This is a genomic window from Microbacterium sp. 4NA327F11, assembly GCF_005503465.1.
Classification (GTDB): domain Bacteria; phylum Actinomycetota; class Actinomycetes; order Actinomycetales; family Microbacteriaceae; genus Microbacterium; species Microbacterium ginsengisoli.
Genome location: NZ_SCOB01000007.1, coordinates 25680 through 39954, shown reverse-complemented (window position 1 = coordinate 39954; position 14275 = coordinate 25680). Strand labels below are relative to the sequence as shown.

The 14275-nt window shown below is 71.1% G+C and carries 17 protein-coding genes; 7 read left to right on the top strand and 10 right to left on the bottom strand.

Going from position 1 to position 14275, the window contains the following annotated elements:
* Positions 1-39: 39 nt before the first annotated feature.
* The 3 genes from dapE (at position 40) to FFS51_RS06215 (ending at position 2603) form a co-directional block, all read left to right on the top strand.
* On the top strand, positions 40-1113 hold the full coding sequence (dapE, locus tag FFS51_RS06225; protein ID WP_137877788.1) for a succinyl-diaminopimelate desuccinylase: 1074 nt from the start codon (positions 40-42) through the stop codon (positions 1111-1113).
* Positions 1098-2336, top strand: a complete 1239-nt coding sequence (locus FFS51_RS06220) for a putative hexosyltransferase (protein WP_249352666.1) — start codon at positions 1098-1100, stop codon at positions 2334-2336. Before dapE ends, FFS51_RS06220 begins: the two co-directional genes overlap by 16 nt.
* Before the next feature lie 93 nt (positions 2337-2429).
* Positions 2430-2603, top strand: coding sequence for a DUF3117 domain-containing protein (locus FFS51_RS06215; RefSeq protein ID WP_019179788.1), 174 nt, complete (start codon positions 2430-2432; stop codon positions 2601-2603).
* A gap of 63 nt (positions 2604-2666) precedes the next feature.
* On the opposite strand, the gene FFS51_RS06210 is transcribed toward FFS51_RS06215, so the two are convergent.
* Positions 2667-3305, bottom strand: a complete 639-nt coding sequence (locus tag FFS51_RS06210) for an O-methyltransferase (RefSeq protein WP_056207314.1) — start codon at positions 3303-3305, stop codon at positions 2667-2669.
* Positions 3306-3377: 72 nt separating this feature from the next.
* Here FFS51_RS06210 and FFS51_RS06205 point away from each other — a divergent pair, with 72 nt between their 5' ends.
* Positions 3378-3746: a Sec-independent protein translocase subunit TatA/TatB gene (locus tag FFS51_RS06205; RefSeq protein WP_137877787.1), complete on the top strand. Its 369-nt coding sequence runs from the start codon at positions 3378-3380 to the stop codon at positions 3744-3746.
* On the opposite strand, the gene FFS51_RS06200 is transcribed toward FFS51_RS06205, so the two are convergent.
* Genes FFS51_RS06200 through FFS51_RS06190 form a run of 3 tightly spaced genes read right to left on the bottom strand, consistent with a single transcriptional unit; the run spans position 3725 to position 6754 of the window.
* Positions 3725-4900 carry an Mrp/NBP35 family ATP-binding protein gene (locus tag FFS51_RS06200; RefSeq protein ID WP_045246969.1) on the bottom strand — a complete coding sequence of 392 codons (1176 nt, stop codon included), beginning with the start codon at positions 4898-4900 and terminating at the stop codon, positions 3725-3727. The two genes, FFS51_RS06205 and FFS51_RS06200, sit on opposite strands and share 22 nt — an antisense overlap.
* Positions 4887-5489, bottom strand: coding sequence for a DUF1003 domain-containing protein (locus FFS51_RS06195; protein ID WP_137877786.1), 603 nt, complete (start codon positions 5487-5489; stop codon positions 4887-4889). The genes FFS51_RS06200 and FFS51_RS06195 overlap by 14 nt, the downstream gene beginning before the upstream one ends.
* On the bottom strand, positions 5489-6754 hold the full coding sequence (locus FFS51_RS06190; RefSeq protein WP_045246970.1) for a magnesium transporter MgtE N-terminal domain-containing protein: 1266 nt from the start codon (positions 6752-6754) through the stop codon (positions 5489-5491). The genes FFS51_RS06195 and FFS51_RS06190 overlap by 1 nt, the downstream gene beginning before the upstream one ends.
* A 71-nt stretch (positions 6755-6825) precedes the next feature.
* Between FFS51_RS06190 and FFS51_RS06185 the strand changes: the two genes are divergently transcribed.
* Positions 6826-7398 (top strand): YflT domain-containing protein, encoded by a 573-nt coding sequence (locus FFS51_RS06185; protein WP_045246971.1) that lies wholly within the window; start codon positions 6826-6828, stop codon positions 7396-7398.
* A gap of 15 nt (positions 7399-7413) precedes the next feature.
* On the opposite strand, the gene FFS51_RS06180 is transcribed toward FFS51_RS06185, so the two are convergent.
* Both FFS51_RS06180 and FFS51_RS06175 read right to left on the bottom strand, forming a co-directional pair.
* Positions 7414-8823, bottom strand: a complete 1410-nt coding sequence (locus FFS51_RS06180) for an aminopeptidase P family protein (RefSeq protein WP_045246972.1) — start codon at positions 8821-8823, stop codon at positions 7414-7416.
* A 31-nt stretch (positions 8824-8854) separates the two neighbouring features.
* Entirely contained in the window at positions 8855-9877 is a 1023-nt protein-coding gene (locus FFS51_RS06175) for an endonuclease/exonuclease/phosphatase family protein (RefSeq protein ID WP_137877785.1), read from the bottom strand.
* Between the two features lie 77 nt (positions 9878-9954).
* Here FFS51_RS06175 and FFS51_RS06170 point away from each other — a divergent pair, with 77 nt between their 5' ends.
* On the top strand, positions 9955-10824 hold the full coding sequence (locus tag FFS51_RS06170) for a PHP domain-containing protein (protein WP_137877842.1): 870 nt from the start codon (positions 9955-9957) through the stop codon (positions 10822-10824).
* Between the two features lie 28 nt (positions 10825-10852).
* Here the strand turns inward: FFS51_RS06170 and FFS51_RS06165 are convergent, their stop codons facing one another.
* Together FFS51_RS06165 and FFS51_RS06160 are read right to left on the bottom strand one after the other, a co-directional pair.
* Positions 10853-12271, bottom strand: coding sequence for a DEAD/DEAH box helicase (locus FFS51_RS06165; protein ID WP_137877784.1), 1419 nt, complete (start codon positions 12269-12271; stop codon positions 10853-10855).
* A 235-nt stretch (positions 12272-12506) separates the two neighbouring features.
* Complete coding sequence (locus FFS51_RS06160) at positions 12507-12881, bottom strand: SPW repeat domain-containing protein (protein ID WP_045246976.1); 375 nt, start codon at positions 12879-12881, stop codon at positions 12507-12509.
* A gap of 67 nt (positions 12882-12948) precedes the next feature.
* Here FFS51_RS06160 and FFS51_RS06155 point away from each other — a divergent pair, with 67 nt between their 5' ends.
* Positions 12949-13668 (top strand): ferritin-like fold-containing protein, encoded by a 720-nt coding sequence (locus tag FFS51_RS06155; RefSeq protein ID WP_137877841.1) that lies wholly within the window; start codon positions 12949-12951, stop codon positions 13666-13668.
* A 42-nt stretch (positions 13669-13710) separates the two neighbouring features.
* Here the strand turns inward: FFS51_RS06155 and FFS51_RS06150 are convergent, their stop codons facing one another.
* Positions 13711-14001 carry a hypothetical protein gene (locus FFS51_RS06150; protein ID WP_045246977.1) on the bottom strand — a complete coding sequence of 97 codons (291 nt, stop codon included), beginning with the start codon at positions 13999-14001 and terminating at the stop codon, positions 13711-13713.
* A gap of 5 nt (positions 14002-14006) precedes the next feature.
* On the bottom strand, positions 14007-14231 hold the full coding sequence (locus FFS51_RS06145; RefSeq protein WP_045246978.1) for a DUF3107 domain-containing protein: 225 nt from the start codon (positions 14229-14231) through the stop codon (positions 14007-14009).
* Between the last annotated feature and the right edge of the window lie 44 nt (positions 14232-14275).

The following is a 14275-nucleotide window of genomic DNA, read 5'->3' as shown; positions in this document are numbered from 1 at the left end:
CGGCGCGGCAGGGCCGCGACCGCCGATTAGGCTGGCCTCATGCCGTCCCTCGACCTGACCGCAGATGCGGTCGCCCTCACGCGGGCGATCTGCGACATCCCGAGCGTGTCCGGTGAGGAGACCACCCTCGCCGATGCGATCGCCGAGGCCCTCGCCCCGCTCGCGCACCTCGAGGTCTACCGCGACGGCGATACGATCGTGGCGCGCACGCAGCTCGGTCGCGCGCAGCGTGTGGTGATCGCCGGTCACATCGACACGGTGCCGATCAACGAGAACCTGCCGACCCGTGACATCGACGTCGACGGCGAGCCCTACCTCTGGGGGCGCGGCACCGTGGACATGAAGGCGGGTGTCGCGGTGCAGCTGCGACTCGCCGCCGAACTGGTCGACCCCCGTGTCGACATCACGTGGATGTGGTACGACCACGAGGAGGTCGACGCCGAGCTCAACGGGCTCACGCGTCTCGCCCGCACGCGCCCCGATCTGTTCCAGGGCGAGTTCGCGATCCTCGGCGAGCCGTCCAACGGCACGGTCGAGGGCGGCTGCAACGGCAACCTCCGCGCCCTCGTGCGCACGCACGGCGTGCGCGCGCACAGCGCCCGAGCCTGGGTGGGGGAGAATGCGATCCACGCGGCGGCGCCCATTCTCACCCGCCTCGCCGAGTACCGCCCGCGCACCGTGGCGGTCGAGGGACTGGAGTACCGCGAGGGGTTGAACGCGGTGCGCATCCACGGCGGGATCGCCGGCAACGTCATCCCCGACGAGTGCGTCGTCGAGGTCAACTACCGCTTCGCGCCGAGCAAGAGCGTCGCACAGGCAGAGGCGCACGTGCGCGAGGTGTGCGCCGGCTTCGACGTCGAGGTCGTCGACAGCGCCCCGGGCGCCCGGCCGGGGCTCGACGCCCCTCTCGCTCAGGAGTTCCTCGCCGCCGTCGGGGCCGACCCTCGCCCCAAGTACGGATGGACGGATGTCGCCCGCTTCTCGGCGCTCGGCGTGCCCGCCGTCAACTACGGTCCGGGCGACCCGAGCCTCGCCCATCACGACCAGGAGCGCGTCCCCCTTGGGCAGATCCACGACGTCGAGCGCGGACTGCGGGCATGGCTGAGCGTCTGATCGACCACCCGCGGGTTGTCGCTGCGCGCACCACCTGGCGGGGGCTCCCGCCGTTCGTGCGGATCGCCGTCATCTACCTGCTCGCGCGTGTCGTCACGACCCTTCTCATGGTCGCCGCCGCGGCCGCGTCGACCGCGTCGTCGCGCTTCGGTGCGCACGCGACGATCGGCGATCTCGCCGTGGGGTGGGATGCCGCGTGGTACTGGTTCACAGCCCTCAACGGCTACCCGGTGCACCTGCCGACGAACACCGCCGGCCTCGTGACCGAGAACTCGTGGGCGTTCATGCCGCTCTACGCCTACCTCGCACAGGGCCTCGGCACGGCGCTCGGCGGCTGGGGTGCGGGGGCCGTCGCGATCTCGCTGATCTCCGGCTACCTCGCCTCGATCGTGCTCTTCACGATCACGCGGATGCGCCTCGACGAGACCTCCTCGATGTGGGCGGTCGCCTTCTTCGCATCGGGGCCGCTCGCCGCTCTGTTCCAGGTCGGCTATGCCGAGTCTCTGTTCCTCCTCTGGCTGTTCCTCGCCCTCTGGGCGGTGCTGCGCCGACGATACGGATGGGTGTATCCGCTCATCATCCTCATGGCCGCCACCCGACCGGGAGTGCTGGCCTTCGCCCTGTTCCTCGGCCTGCATGGCATCGTGCGGCTGGTGCACCGCAGGACCGAGCCGCTGCGGGGACGTGACGTCGCCCACATCCTCTCCCTCGGAGCGCTGGGCGTGTTCGCCGGCTTCGCGTGGCAGTTCATCGCCGGGTGGGTCACGGGAAACCCGAACGCGTACCTTCTCACCGAGCTCTCCTGGCGCCGCAACTGGATCGCGGACGCGAGCCCGCACTTCGCGCCGTTTGACGGATTCGCCGTCGCCGTGCCGTTCTGGTCGACCCAATGGGGGTGGCCGGCCGCCGTCGGCTTCGTCGTGCTGGCCCTGGCTCTCGTCGGCATCGCGGCGCTGTTGCTGTTCGAGCCGCACGTGCGGCGAATGGGGGTGGAGCTGCGGCTGTGGACGGCGAGCTACCTCCTCTACCTTCTGGCCGTGTTCTTCCCGCAGTCGAGCATCTTCCGTCTGCTCGTGCCCGTCGCCCCGCTCACGGCGGGTGCGCTCGCGGTGGCGCGCGCGTGGTGGTGGCGCGTCGGTGTCCTCGTCGTCTGCATCGCGCTGCAGTGGCTCTGGATCTACAACGTCTACGGACTCGCGAACACGTTCTGGCGCATCCCCTGACCCCGTGGCATCCACAACCGCACGGCCCGCGGTGCGGGGCCCGGCGACCCGGAGCGATAGACTGGATCGTCAGCCACCAGGAAGGGGAGCACGATGGCAGCCATGAAGCCGAGAACCGGTGACGGTCCGATGGAGGCCGTGAAGGAGGGCCGGCTCATCATCGTCCGCGTGCCGCTCGAAGGCGGTGGACGCCTGGTCGTCTCCGTGAACGACGCCGAGGCCAAGGAGCTCTACGACGTCCTCGGTGGCGTCGTGAACGCCGCCTGAGACGACGCATCCGTCATCGAGAACGGTCGGTCTGTGCAGACCGGCCGTTCTCTGCGTCCGGGGTCAGTCCGCCGACGGAACGGTGGTCAGCTGCAGCAGTCCGTCGCCGACGATCGACACTGCGGCGATGACCGCGGGTGAGGCCTGGGTCTCCTGGATGAGCGAACGGTAGGCGGTGGTGATCGCGTCGCGGCGCACCGGGTCGGAGACGGCGCCACCGGCGAGCACGCGCGCGACCAGGACGGTGCCGCCGGGACGCACGAGCCGCAACCCGTGCTCCACGTAGTCGAGCACGTTCTCGGGGTCGGCGTCGATCAGCACGATGTCGTACGAGGCTTCGTTCATGCGCGGAAGCACATCGACCGCGCGACCCGTGATGAACCGTGAGCGCGCGGGGGCGATGCCCGCGTCCGCGAACGCTCGGCGGGCGGCCGCGAGGTGCTCGTGCTCGGTGTCGATGGTCGTGAGGATGGCGCGGGGCGCACCGTGCAGCAGCCAGAGCCCGGACACTCCGGCTCCGGTGCCGATCTCGACGATGTTCAGCGCGGCGGACGCGGCGGCAAGGAGGGCGATCTGCGCGCCGAGCGCGGGGTCGACCGGCTCCGCGCCCAGCTCCAACGCATGCGCACGCGCTTTGGCGATGGCCTCCGGCTCGATCGTCGATTCGGCGATGAACCGCGCGTCAGCGTTGTGATCCCTCATGCTCACTCCCTCTTCGTCAGCCTAGGGCTCGTCCTCAGCTTCCCCATGCAGGCGCGGCGCTAACCTGAATCCATGTTCCTGGGCCTGACCTTCGAGAAGCTGGTGCTCATCGGCGTTCTCGCGGCGGTCGTGCTCGGACCCGAGCGACTGCCCCGTGCGGCCGAGTGGCTCGCGAAAGCCACCAAGCGGGCTCGCGCCTACGCCCAGGGTGCCCGCGAGCGCATGCGCGACGAGATGGGCGACGATTTCGACGAGGTCGACTGGCGAAAGCTCGACCCGCGGCAGTACGACCCCCGCCGCATCATTCGTGAGGCGCTGCTCGACGACGCCCCCGCGGCGCCGGCGGTGCGGGCCGCGGCCCCGGCCGCGATCGCGGTCGCGGCCGCCTCCCTCGACCTCGCCGACGGCGAGGTCCCGCCCTACGACTCCGAGGCGACCTGAGTCGAGACCCCCACGCGCAGGGACCGTCCGGCGAGACCGCGCGGGCGCCGGGCGAGGGTGTCCGCGAGGCGAAGGATCTCCGCCGCCGCCGGGTCGGCCGGGGCGCTGAGGGTCACCGGTGACCCGGTGTCGCCGCCGGTGCGCAGCGCGGGACTCAGCGGCACCGACGCGACGAGCGGCACCTCATCTCCGTCTCCCTGTGAGAGCGCGGATGCCGCGGCTCGCCCGCCGCCCGAGCCGAACAGGTCGAGCACGGTGCCGTCGGCGAGCCGCAACGGCGCCATGTTCTCGATGACCCCGATGACGCGCTGCCCGGTCTGGCGTGCGACCAGGCCGCTGCGCACAGCGACTTCCGCTGCGGCCGCCTGCGGGGTCGTGACGACCAGCACCTCGGCGTGGGGGAGCAGCTGACCGAGCGAGATCGCGACGTCGCCGGTTCCCGGGGGCATGTCGATGAGCAGCACGTCGAGGTCGCCGAACCACACGTCGGTGAGGAACTGCTGCAGTGTGCGGTGCAGCATGGGACCGCGCCACGCGACGGGGCTGCGCTCCTCGCCCTCGCGCAGGAACATGCCGATCGAGATCGTCTTCACGCCGTGGGCCACGGGGGGCACGATGAGGTCGTCGATGCGGGTGGGGTGCGGCATCCGCCCGTCGGCGTCGACGAGCCCGAGGATGCCGGGAATCGAGAAGCCGTGCACATCGGCGTCGACGAGGCCTACCGCGAGCCCCCGGTCGGCGAGGGCGACCGCGAGGTTCGCCGTGACCGTCGACTTGCCGACGCCGCCCTTGCCGCTCGTGACGGCGATCACCCGGGTGAGCGAGTCGGCGGTGAACGGGATGCCCCGGGGCCGCCCCGCCCGCAGGCGCTCGGTCAGAGCGGCGCGCTGCGCCGGCGTCATGACACCGAGCTCGACGCGCACCGGGCGGTCGGCGACGGTTGCGGCGGCCGCCGCCACCTCCCGTTCGATGCGATCCGACGCCGGACACCCCACGATCGTGAGGGACACGGCGACGACGATCGCGTCGTCGGCGGCGCGCACGTCCGCGATCATGTCGAGCTCCGACAGCGGACGCCGCAGCTCGGGGTCGACGACCGCACCGACCGCGGTGCGCACCCGGTCGGTCAGACCCCCCGGGTCACTGCTGCTCACGGGCCGCCTTGCGCTCGGCCTGCTCGCGGCGTTCGGCGCGCTGACGCTTGCGCTCGCGCTCCTCCGTGGCTGCGGCATCCTCACCCGTCGCCCGTGCGTCGAGGTCTTCGAGCAGGGCGCGCAGCTCGTCGCGCAGCGAGTCGCGCGTGAGCACGTCACGGCTGAGGTCGGTGAGCGCGAGGCGCAGCGCCACGATCTCGCGGGCCAGGTACTCGGTGTCGGCGAGGTTGCGCTCCGCGCGCTGGCGGTCCTGCTCGATCTGCACCCGGTCGCGGTCGTCCTGACGGTTCTGGGCGAGGAGGATGAGGGGCGCCGCGTACGAGGCCTGCAGCGACAGGATGAGGGTCAGGAGGGTGAAGTTCGTGACCGCCGGGTCGAACTGCGCCTCCCGCGGCACGAAGATGTTCCACAGGAGCCACACCACGACCACGACGGACATGCCGATGAGGAACCCGGACGTGCCCATCGCCCGCGCGAACGACTCCGAGAACCGGCCGAACGTGTCGTTCGACGGACGCGAGGAGCGCCCGAGCACCGAGTTGCGTCCGCGAGGCGCGTCGAACGCGCCGTCGCCGCCGCGGCGAGCCATCAGCGCGTCCTCCGGGTGGTCGACGTGCCCGTGCTGTCGGCGGAGCGCCAGTCGCGAGGCAGCAGGTAGTCGAGCACGTCGTCGATGCTGACGGCGCCGAGGAGGCGCCGTGCCGGGTCGACGACGGGGAGGGAGACGAGGTTGTACGTCGCCAGCAGGCGAGCCACCTCGCCGGCGGTCGCCGTCACCGGCAGCGGGTCGACCGTGTCGTCGATGATCGCGCCCAGCCGCTCATGCGGCGGGTAGCGCAGCATCCGCTGGAAGTGCACAGTGCCGAGCAGGCGTCCGGTAGGGGTCTCGTACGGGGGAAGCGTGATGTAGACCGCGGCCGCGAGCGCGGGGTGCAGCTCGTGGCGGCGGATGAGGGCGAGCGCCTCCGCGATGGTCGAGTCGGCCGAGAGCACGATCGGCTCCGACGTCATCAGACCGCCGGCCGTGTCGGGCCCGTACTGGAGCAGCGTGCGCACGTCCTCCGCCTCGTCGGGCTCCATGAGGTCGAGCAGCTCCTCGCGCTGGTCCTCGGGGAGCTGGGCGAGCACGTCGGCGGCGTCGTCGGGCTCCATCGCATCGAGGATGTCGGCGGCGCGCTCGTCGCCCAGGGCCTCGAGGATGTGCACCTGCTCGTCTTCGGGCATCTCTTCCAGCGCGTCAGCCAGACGATCGTCGGGAAGCTCCTCCGCCACCTCGAGGAGGCGGTCTTCGGGGAGGTCGAGGAGCGTATTGGCGAGGTCGGCGGGCTTGAGGTCGGAGAAGCTCGCGACCAGATGCTCGGCGGTGTGCTCGTGGCCGGGCGTGCTGCTCTCGCGCACGTCGCTCCAGTCGGCGAACGCCGTCGGGCCCTTCGCGAACGGCGACGCGCTCGTCTTCGGGCGACGCAGGAACAGCTGGCCGATCTCCCACTCCCCGAGGCGTGTGCGCTCGATGGCGACGTCCTCGACGACCGCGGTACCCGATCCGTCGACGAAGTGCATGGTCTTGCCCAGAAGCTCGGCCATGACACGCACCTCGCCCGCGCGGGGCTGGAAGCGTCGCACGTTGATCAGGCCGGTCGTGATCACCTGCCCGCTGGCGATCGACGTCACCCGTCCGATCGAGACGAACACATGTCGGCGCCCGGGGATCTCCACCACCAGACCGATGACGGCGGGGGAGTCGTCGGCACGGTACATGACGACGACGTCGCGCACCTTGCCCAGCCGGTCGCCGGCGGGATCGAAGACGCTGCAGCCGGCCAGCCGAGCCACGAAGACGCGCTGAGTGCTCACCCGACCAGCGTAGTCGCGCGCGAGGTGACGCCCTCGGCGGAACACGGGAACCCGCGTGGGATGATGGGGCCATGAGCATGATGTCGGGTCCGGCGCCGGAGGGCGAGGTCGTCGCCTCATTCCCCGCCTACGAAGGGGCGCAGAAGGCGGTCTCGGCGCTCATCGCCGCCGACATCCCCGCACGCGACATTATGATCGTCGGACACGACGTGCGCTCGGTCGAGCGGGTCACCGGGCGGCTCGGCTGGGCCGCAGCCGCTCGCAGCGGTGCAGTGAACGGTCTGCTGCTGGGCATGCTGTTCTCGTTCATCTTCGTCTTCGGCACCGCCAACGTCCCGATCCAGACGTTTGTCGGGGTCATGATCGTCGGCATCGCGTTCGGCATGCTGCTGAGCCTCCTCATGTTCGCGGTGGTGCGCCGCCGCCGCGACTTCGCATCGGTCATGCAGATGGTCGCCGAGCGCTACGACGTGACCGTCGCCCCCACGAGCATCCACCGCGCCCGCGAGGTCGTGGGCCACCGGGCGCCGCATCCGCACCCGCCCGTTGCGGAGCGCTCGCCGATCGACGACGAACCTCCACGGTACGGCGAGCGGATCACGCCGCCCGCATCCCGTCCCGACGACGAGACGCCCGCGTCCTAGCCGCTGCCGCGCCGGTCAGGATGCCGCGACCCGCGCCATCCACGCCTCGACGTCGTCGGCCGAACGCGGCACGTCGGCCGACAGGTTGACCGGCCCCGACTCGGTCATCAGCACGTCGTCCTCGATGCGCACCCCGATGCCGCGCAGCTCTTCGGGCACGGTCAGATCGTCGATCTGGAAGTAGAGGCCGGGCTCGATCGTGAACACCATGCCCGGCTCCAGGATGCCGTCGTAGTAGAGCTCCCGCCGGGCCTGCGCGCAGTCGTGCACGTCGATGCCGAGGTGATGGCTCGTGCCGTGCACCATGTAGCGGCGGTGCTGGCCGCCCGCGTCGGCGTGCAGCGCTTCCTCGGCGGTGACGGGCAGCAGTCCCCATTCGGCGACGCGCTCGGCGATGACCCGCATCGCCGCCTCGTGGATGCTGCGGAACGTGACGCCCGGACGCGCCGCGGCGAACGCCGCATCCGCGGCCTCCCGCACCGTCTCGTACACGCGGCGCTGCACCGGGGAGAAGGTTCCGGACACCGGCAGAGTGCGGGTCACGTCGGCGGTGTAGAGACTGTCGACCTCGACGCCCGCGTCGACGAGGATGAGGTCGCCGGGCACGACGGCCCCGTCGTTGCGGGTCCAGTGGAGGTAGCAGGCGTGCGGGCCGGATGCGGCGATCGTGTCGTATCCGACGCCGTTGCCGTCGAGCCGGGACCGCTGGTGGAACGCCCCCTCGACCACGCGCTCGCCGCGGTCCGCGGCGACGGCGCGGGGGAGCGCGCGGATGATGTCGTCGAAGCCGCGGGCGGTCGCCTCGACCGCCAGACGCAGCTGGCCGATCTCGTACTCGTCCTTGATCAGGCGGAGTTCGGAGACGACCCGCGTGAGGTCGTCGTCCTCATCGAGCACCAGGTCGTCGTCCGAGGCGACGAAGTCCTCGATCCCCGCCGTCGCGATCTCGAGGTCGGCGGCGACGGCGACGAGCGAGGGCCGCGGCCCCACCCAGAACTCGCCGATCTGGGCATTGCCGTAGAACTCGGGCGTCGTGCGATCCGCGCGCTCGCGGAAGTAGACCGTGGCCGTGTGCCCGCCGTCGACGGGGTCGAGCACGAGAACGGCGCCGGGCTCGGTGTCGGCACCCCACCCGGTCAGGTGGGAGAACGCAGAGTGCGCGCGGAACGGGTAGTCGGTGTCGTTGCTGCGCACCTGGAAGTCACCGGCGGGAAGCACCAGTCGGCGCCCGGGGAACGATGCCGAGACTGCGGCACGCCGCGCAGCCGCGTAGGGCGCCTGAGGTCGCGCCGGAGGCAGCGACTCGGGGCGCTCGGCCCAGCCGGAGCCGATGGAGGAGAGGAAACCCCGGGGGAAGGGCTGCTTGCGGTTGGTGGTCGCGGGAGCCGCGGCATCCGTCGTCGTCTGGTCGTCGCTCGAAGCCATGCCTCCAGTCTCGCACCGCAGCACGGCACTGTCAGCCGGAGGTGCGCTCGAGCTGCACGATCAGAGGCCGGTGGTCGCTGCCGGACCCGTCGAGCGCCGTCAGCACCACCGACCCGGTCGCTCGCCACGCCGACGTCGCCATGACGTGGTCGATCGGTGCGCCGAGCAGCGCCGGCACCGACGTCGGCCAGGTGCCGACGGCGCCGTTGCCGGTGACGGATGCCGCGTCGTGGCATCGTCCGAGGGTGCCGCCGTCGGTGCCGAGTCGAGCCATGTGCTCGACGGTCGCGTTGAAGTCGCCCGCCATGATGACGTTCGCGCTCGCGCACTGATCGGCCAGCCACTGCAGATCGTGGCGCCAGTCCGCCATCGCGCTCTGCCGCGGCGCGACAGCGTGGGCGGCGACGATGATCGGGCCGTCGCCCGACACGGGCATCGCCACCGCACTCGGCACGGTGGACGTGTTGCTCGTGCCGTTCTGCGACGACGCGATCACGGAGTACTCGCCGAGCGAGGGACTGATGAGAAGCGTCGTGGAGTCGGCGGCCCAGCCGTCCACGCCGTACTCGGTGTGGAACGCCCACATCGGATGGCCGAGCTCGCGCATCTGCACGGCGACCTTCTCACCCACCTCGATCGTCGTCTCGGGGAGCGTGACGATGTCGGCCGACATCGCGACGGCGGTGCGGGCGATGTCGTCGGGCGGGGTGGCCTCGCCGGCGGTGTTCCACGTCATGACGCGCACACTGTTCGCGTCCTTCTCGGGCAGGGTCGTCGAACCCATCCCGCGGGACGTGAGCGTCACCCCGCCGATCGCCGCGCCGGCCAGCAGCACGAGCGTCATCGCGAACGCGAAAGCCCGCACCCGACGCACGACCGCGAGCAGGAGGAACAGCACGGCGATGCCGGCCAGAGCGAGCACGACGGGCGCTCGGAACGAGATGATCTGCGCCACCGGGAACAGCCCGTCGATGCGGAAGAATCCCGGCCAGGTGAGGGCTGCGACCGCGATCGCGGCCACGAGAGTCACGAGGATCCCCGTCAGGCGCAGCATCCTTCCACCGTAGGTCGGCAGTCTGGGAGAAGCCGGGAGGGAGCCTCTGCGGTGTGTCAGCCGGTACGCTCGCAGACATGGCGGCGCACGGCGGATTCGAGGGTCCGAGCGACCTCCACCTCCACTCGGTGCACTCCGACGGCACCCAGTCGCCGCAGGACGTCGTGCGCGCCGCGCACCGGCACGGCCTGCGCACGATCGCCCTCACCGACCACGACACGACCTCCGGGTGGGTCGAGGCTGCGGAGGCGACCACCGCCCTCGGTATGACGTTCCTCCCGGGCATGGAGCTCTCCGCCCGGCACGAGTGGCGCAGCATCCATCTGCTCGCCTACCTCATCGATCCCGACGACGCCGATCTGCGGGCCGAGACCGAGCGCATCCGCCTCGACCGCCTCAGCCGGGCCGAGCGCATCGTCGCCGCCATCGGCCGCGACTACCCCCTGACGTGGGAGGACGTCGTCGCCCAGACCACCGACGGGGCGACCGTCGGGCGTCCCCACATCGCCGACGCGCTCGTCGCCCGCGGCGTCGTCGCCGACCGCTCGCAGGCGTTCGAGGGCATTCTGCACCCGCGCGAGGGGTACTACCTGCCCCACGACGCGCCCGATCCGTTCACCGCTGTCGACCTCGTGGTGGGCGCGGGCGGGGTGCCGATCATCGCGCATCCCGTGCCCTCCGGTCGCGGGCGCATGATCCCGGTGCCCGCGATCGAGCAGCTGATCGCCCGCGGGCTCGCGGGATTCGAGATCGACCACCGCGAGAACACGGCCGCGGGCAAGGCCGTGCTGCGAGAGATCGCCGCCCGACACGACCTCATCGTGACGGGATCGAGCGACTACCACGGTGCGGGAAAGCCGAACGTGCCGGGCGAGAACACCACGAGCGACGAGATGGTCACCCGCATCATCGAGCGCGGTATCGGCACGGTGCCCGTCTACGCCTGAGCGCCGCCGGACACCGCGTCAGCGGTCGTCAGGCCTGAGCGGCCGTCTCTCCGCCCGCCGCAGACGCCCCGCCGCCACCGCGGCGACGACGACGACGCCGACGCGCGGGGGCGTCGCCGTCCGCTGCCGGCGCAGCCGCGGCATCCGTCGACGCAGCGTCGCCCGCCGCGGGGCGGTCGGTGCGACGACGCGTGCGCGTGCGCTCCTCGCGCGGCGCCGAGCTCGTCGCCTCGCGGGGCTCACGCGGCTCGCGGCGCGGCGCCGTGACGATGCGTCCCTTCGTGCCGGCCGGGATCGACAGGTCGGAGTAAAGGTGCGGGCTCGACGAATAGGTCTCGACCGGGTCGGGCTGGCCGAACTCGAGGGCCCGGTTGATCAGGGCCCACTTGTGCAGGTCCTCCCAGTCGACGAAGGTGACCGCGATGCCGGTGCGACCGGCACGGCCGGTGCGTCCCGCGCGGTGCAGGTAGGTCTTCTCGTCGTCGGGGATCGTGTGGTTGATGACGTGGGTGACGTCATCGACGTCGATGCCGCGGGCCGCGACATCCGTGGCGATGAGCACGTCCTTCTTGCCCGCCTTGAACGCCGCCATCGAGCGCTCACGCGCCTCCTGGCTCATGTCGCCGTGCACCGCGCCGGCGTTGAAGCCACGGTCGCTGAGCTCGTCGACGAGTCGCTGCGCGGCGCGCTTCGTGCGGGTGAAGATGACGGTCTTGTCGCGACCCTCCGCCTGGAGGATGCGGGCGATCACCTCGTCCTTGTCGAGCGAGTGCGCGCGGTACACGAGGTGACGGATGTTCGCCTGCGTGAGACCCTCGTCGGGGTCGTTGGCTCGGATGTGGATCGGGTTCGACATGAACCGACGCGCCAGCGCGACGATCGGCCCGGGCATCGTCGCCGAGAAGAGCTGGGTGTGACGCACCGCGGGCACCTTCTGGAAGATCTTCTCGATGTCGGGCAGGAAGCCGAGGTCGAGCATCTTGTCGGCCTCGTCGAGCACGACCTCGGTCGCGTTCGACAGGTCGAGCAGGCGCTGGCCGGCGAGATCGATGAGGCGGCCGGGCGTGCCGACGACGATCTGCGCGCCCGCCTGCAACTGCTCGATCTGCCCTTCGTATGCCTTGCCGCCGTAGATCGCCACGACGCTCGTGGCGCGGCCCTGGGTCAGCAGGTCCATGTCCTCATAGACCTGCACCGCGAGCTCACGGGTCGGCACGACGATGAGCGCCTTCACGCCGGGCTCGGGGTGGGCGCCGAGGCGCTGCACCACGGGGATGCCGAAGCCGAAGGTCTTGCCGGTGCCGGTCTTGGCCTGGCCGATGATGTCCTGGCCGGGGAGCGAGAGCGGGATCGTCTGCTCCTGGATGGGGAAGGCATCCACGATGCCCTTGTGCGCGAGTGCGTCGAGGATGTCCTGGTCGACGCCGAGATCGGCGAACGTCGTCACGATATGAACCTGTCTGATGAGGGCGGCGTCTGCGCCGCGAGATCGTCCACGCCCTCATTCAGCCGCAGGCGCGGGGCCCCGATCCCTGCCGGGGCACTCCGTCCAGGGTACCCGGTCACCGCCCGCGCACCCGCCGACGCGCGGCATCCGGAGCCGTACGCCGCCCGACATGACCGTGCCCTCCGCCGCACGAGGCGGGGAGGGCACGGCTCCGGGGGGGGAGGAGCGACGAGGCTCAGCGACCGACCGAGGGTCCGGGCGCGGGCTTCGAGAAGATCACCACGACGATGACGGCGATGCCCACGACGACGTGCGGGAGCCACACGTTCGGCGGGTAGGACGAGAAGCCGAAGATGAACGGGGACAGGGCGAGGAACAGGCTCGCCACGACGTCGAACACGAGGTGGACCGGCATCGGGATGAGCTTGAACGGGCCCCACTCGTACCGGGTGAACAGGCTGTAGACGATGAGGCCTGCACCGAGGATGAGGGGGATGACGACCGCAGCGCCTCCGACCGACGAGAAGCCGAAGATCAGCGGTGCGAACAGCAGGGCGAGGCCGACGATGTAGTCGAGCGCTCCGTGGACTTTCGTGGGAATGAACCTCATGTCACTCATTCGGCGCACCGCCCCGAACGGATGGGATCGCGTGTGGAACCGGCATCCGCCTACGCTGGTGTGCGTGTGGGACTGGTTCCGTCGTCGTCGACCCGTGGGGCGCGTGCTGCGTCTGCGCACCCGAGGCGAGGCGTCGAGGGCGACCCGCGTCGACTTCGCCGAGCTCGCCCCGCCCGTCGACACGTTCCTCGGCCAGGCGGCCTATCTGCAGCTCGGCTACTTCGAGACGCTGAGCGCCCTCATCGCGCCCACGCCGTCGCTCGCCCAGAAGGAGGCGCTCTCCCGCGCATCCGGGGCGGCCCTCACCAAGCACCAGCAGCTCGTGGCGGTCATCCGCGAGCGCGGCGACGACCCGCTGACGCTGATGTTGCCCTTCCGCGAGCAGCTCGACGCGTTCCGTCGTCGCACCCAGGGGGAACGCTCGCTCGAGACCATGCTCACCGTGCACCTGACGGCGGGCATCCTCGACGACTTCTACCGCTCGCTCGCCGCGAGCTACGGCGAGACCGGGCGCCGCGTGGCGCGCATCCTCGAGGCCGACACCGACCGCAAGGCGATCGCCGACATCATCCACGACGCGATCTCCGCGGACGAGGAGTGGCGGTCGCTGCTCGCGATGTGGGGGCGGCGTCTCGTCGGCGACACCCTGCTCGTCGCCCGTGCGGCCCTCAGCCGTTCGCCGGAGACGGCCGAGGAGGACGCCACCGTGGAGCCGGTCTTCACCGCACTCATGGGCGCTCACGCGGCCCGGATGAGTGCGATGGGCCTCGAGTCCTGAGAGATCGGATGCCCCGCCTCGCCGTGGCGGGGAAGCGGGACGTCAGCCGATCTTGAGGCGGGACTTCTCGCGCGCGTCGTGCGTGGCGCGCACGCGCGAGAGCACGACACCGACGGGCACGGTCACCACGACCGCGGCGAGGATCGACAGGACCCACAGCAGCGGGTTGTCGGTGGTCAACCCCGCCCAGGTGAGAGCCAGCCACACCGCACCGCCGGCGACCGCCCCGACGGCCGGAAGCAGCGCGACACCGCGCGAGTCGCGACCCGGGAGCGCATAGTGCAGCACCAGCCCGATGCCGATGCCGAAGAGGAACGCGAGGACGATGTCCATCGTGCTCAGGCCACGAAGCCCACGCGACGCGACTCCTCGGTGCCGAGCTCGATGTAGGCGAGTCCGGCCGTCGGCACGATGAGCGTGTTGCCCTTGGCGTCGACGAGCGAGATGTGGGTCGCGTTGTCGTCGAGCGCGGCGGCGATCTGGGCCTTGACCGAGTCGGCCGACTCGTTGGTCTCGAAGTTGAGCTCGCGCCCCGTGTTCGCGATGCCGATGCGGATCTCCACGTCCCGGTCCTCCCTGTCGTCCCCGTCGATCGCGAGGGCGATCG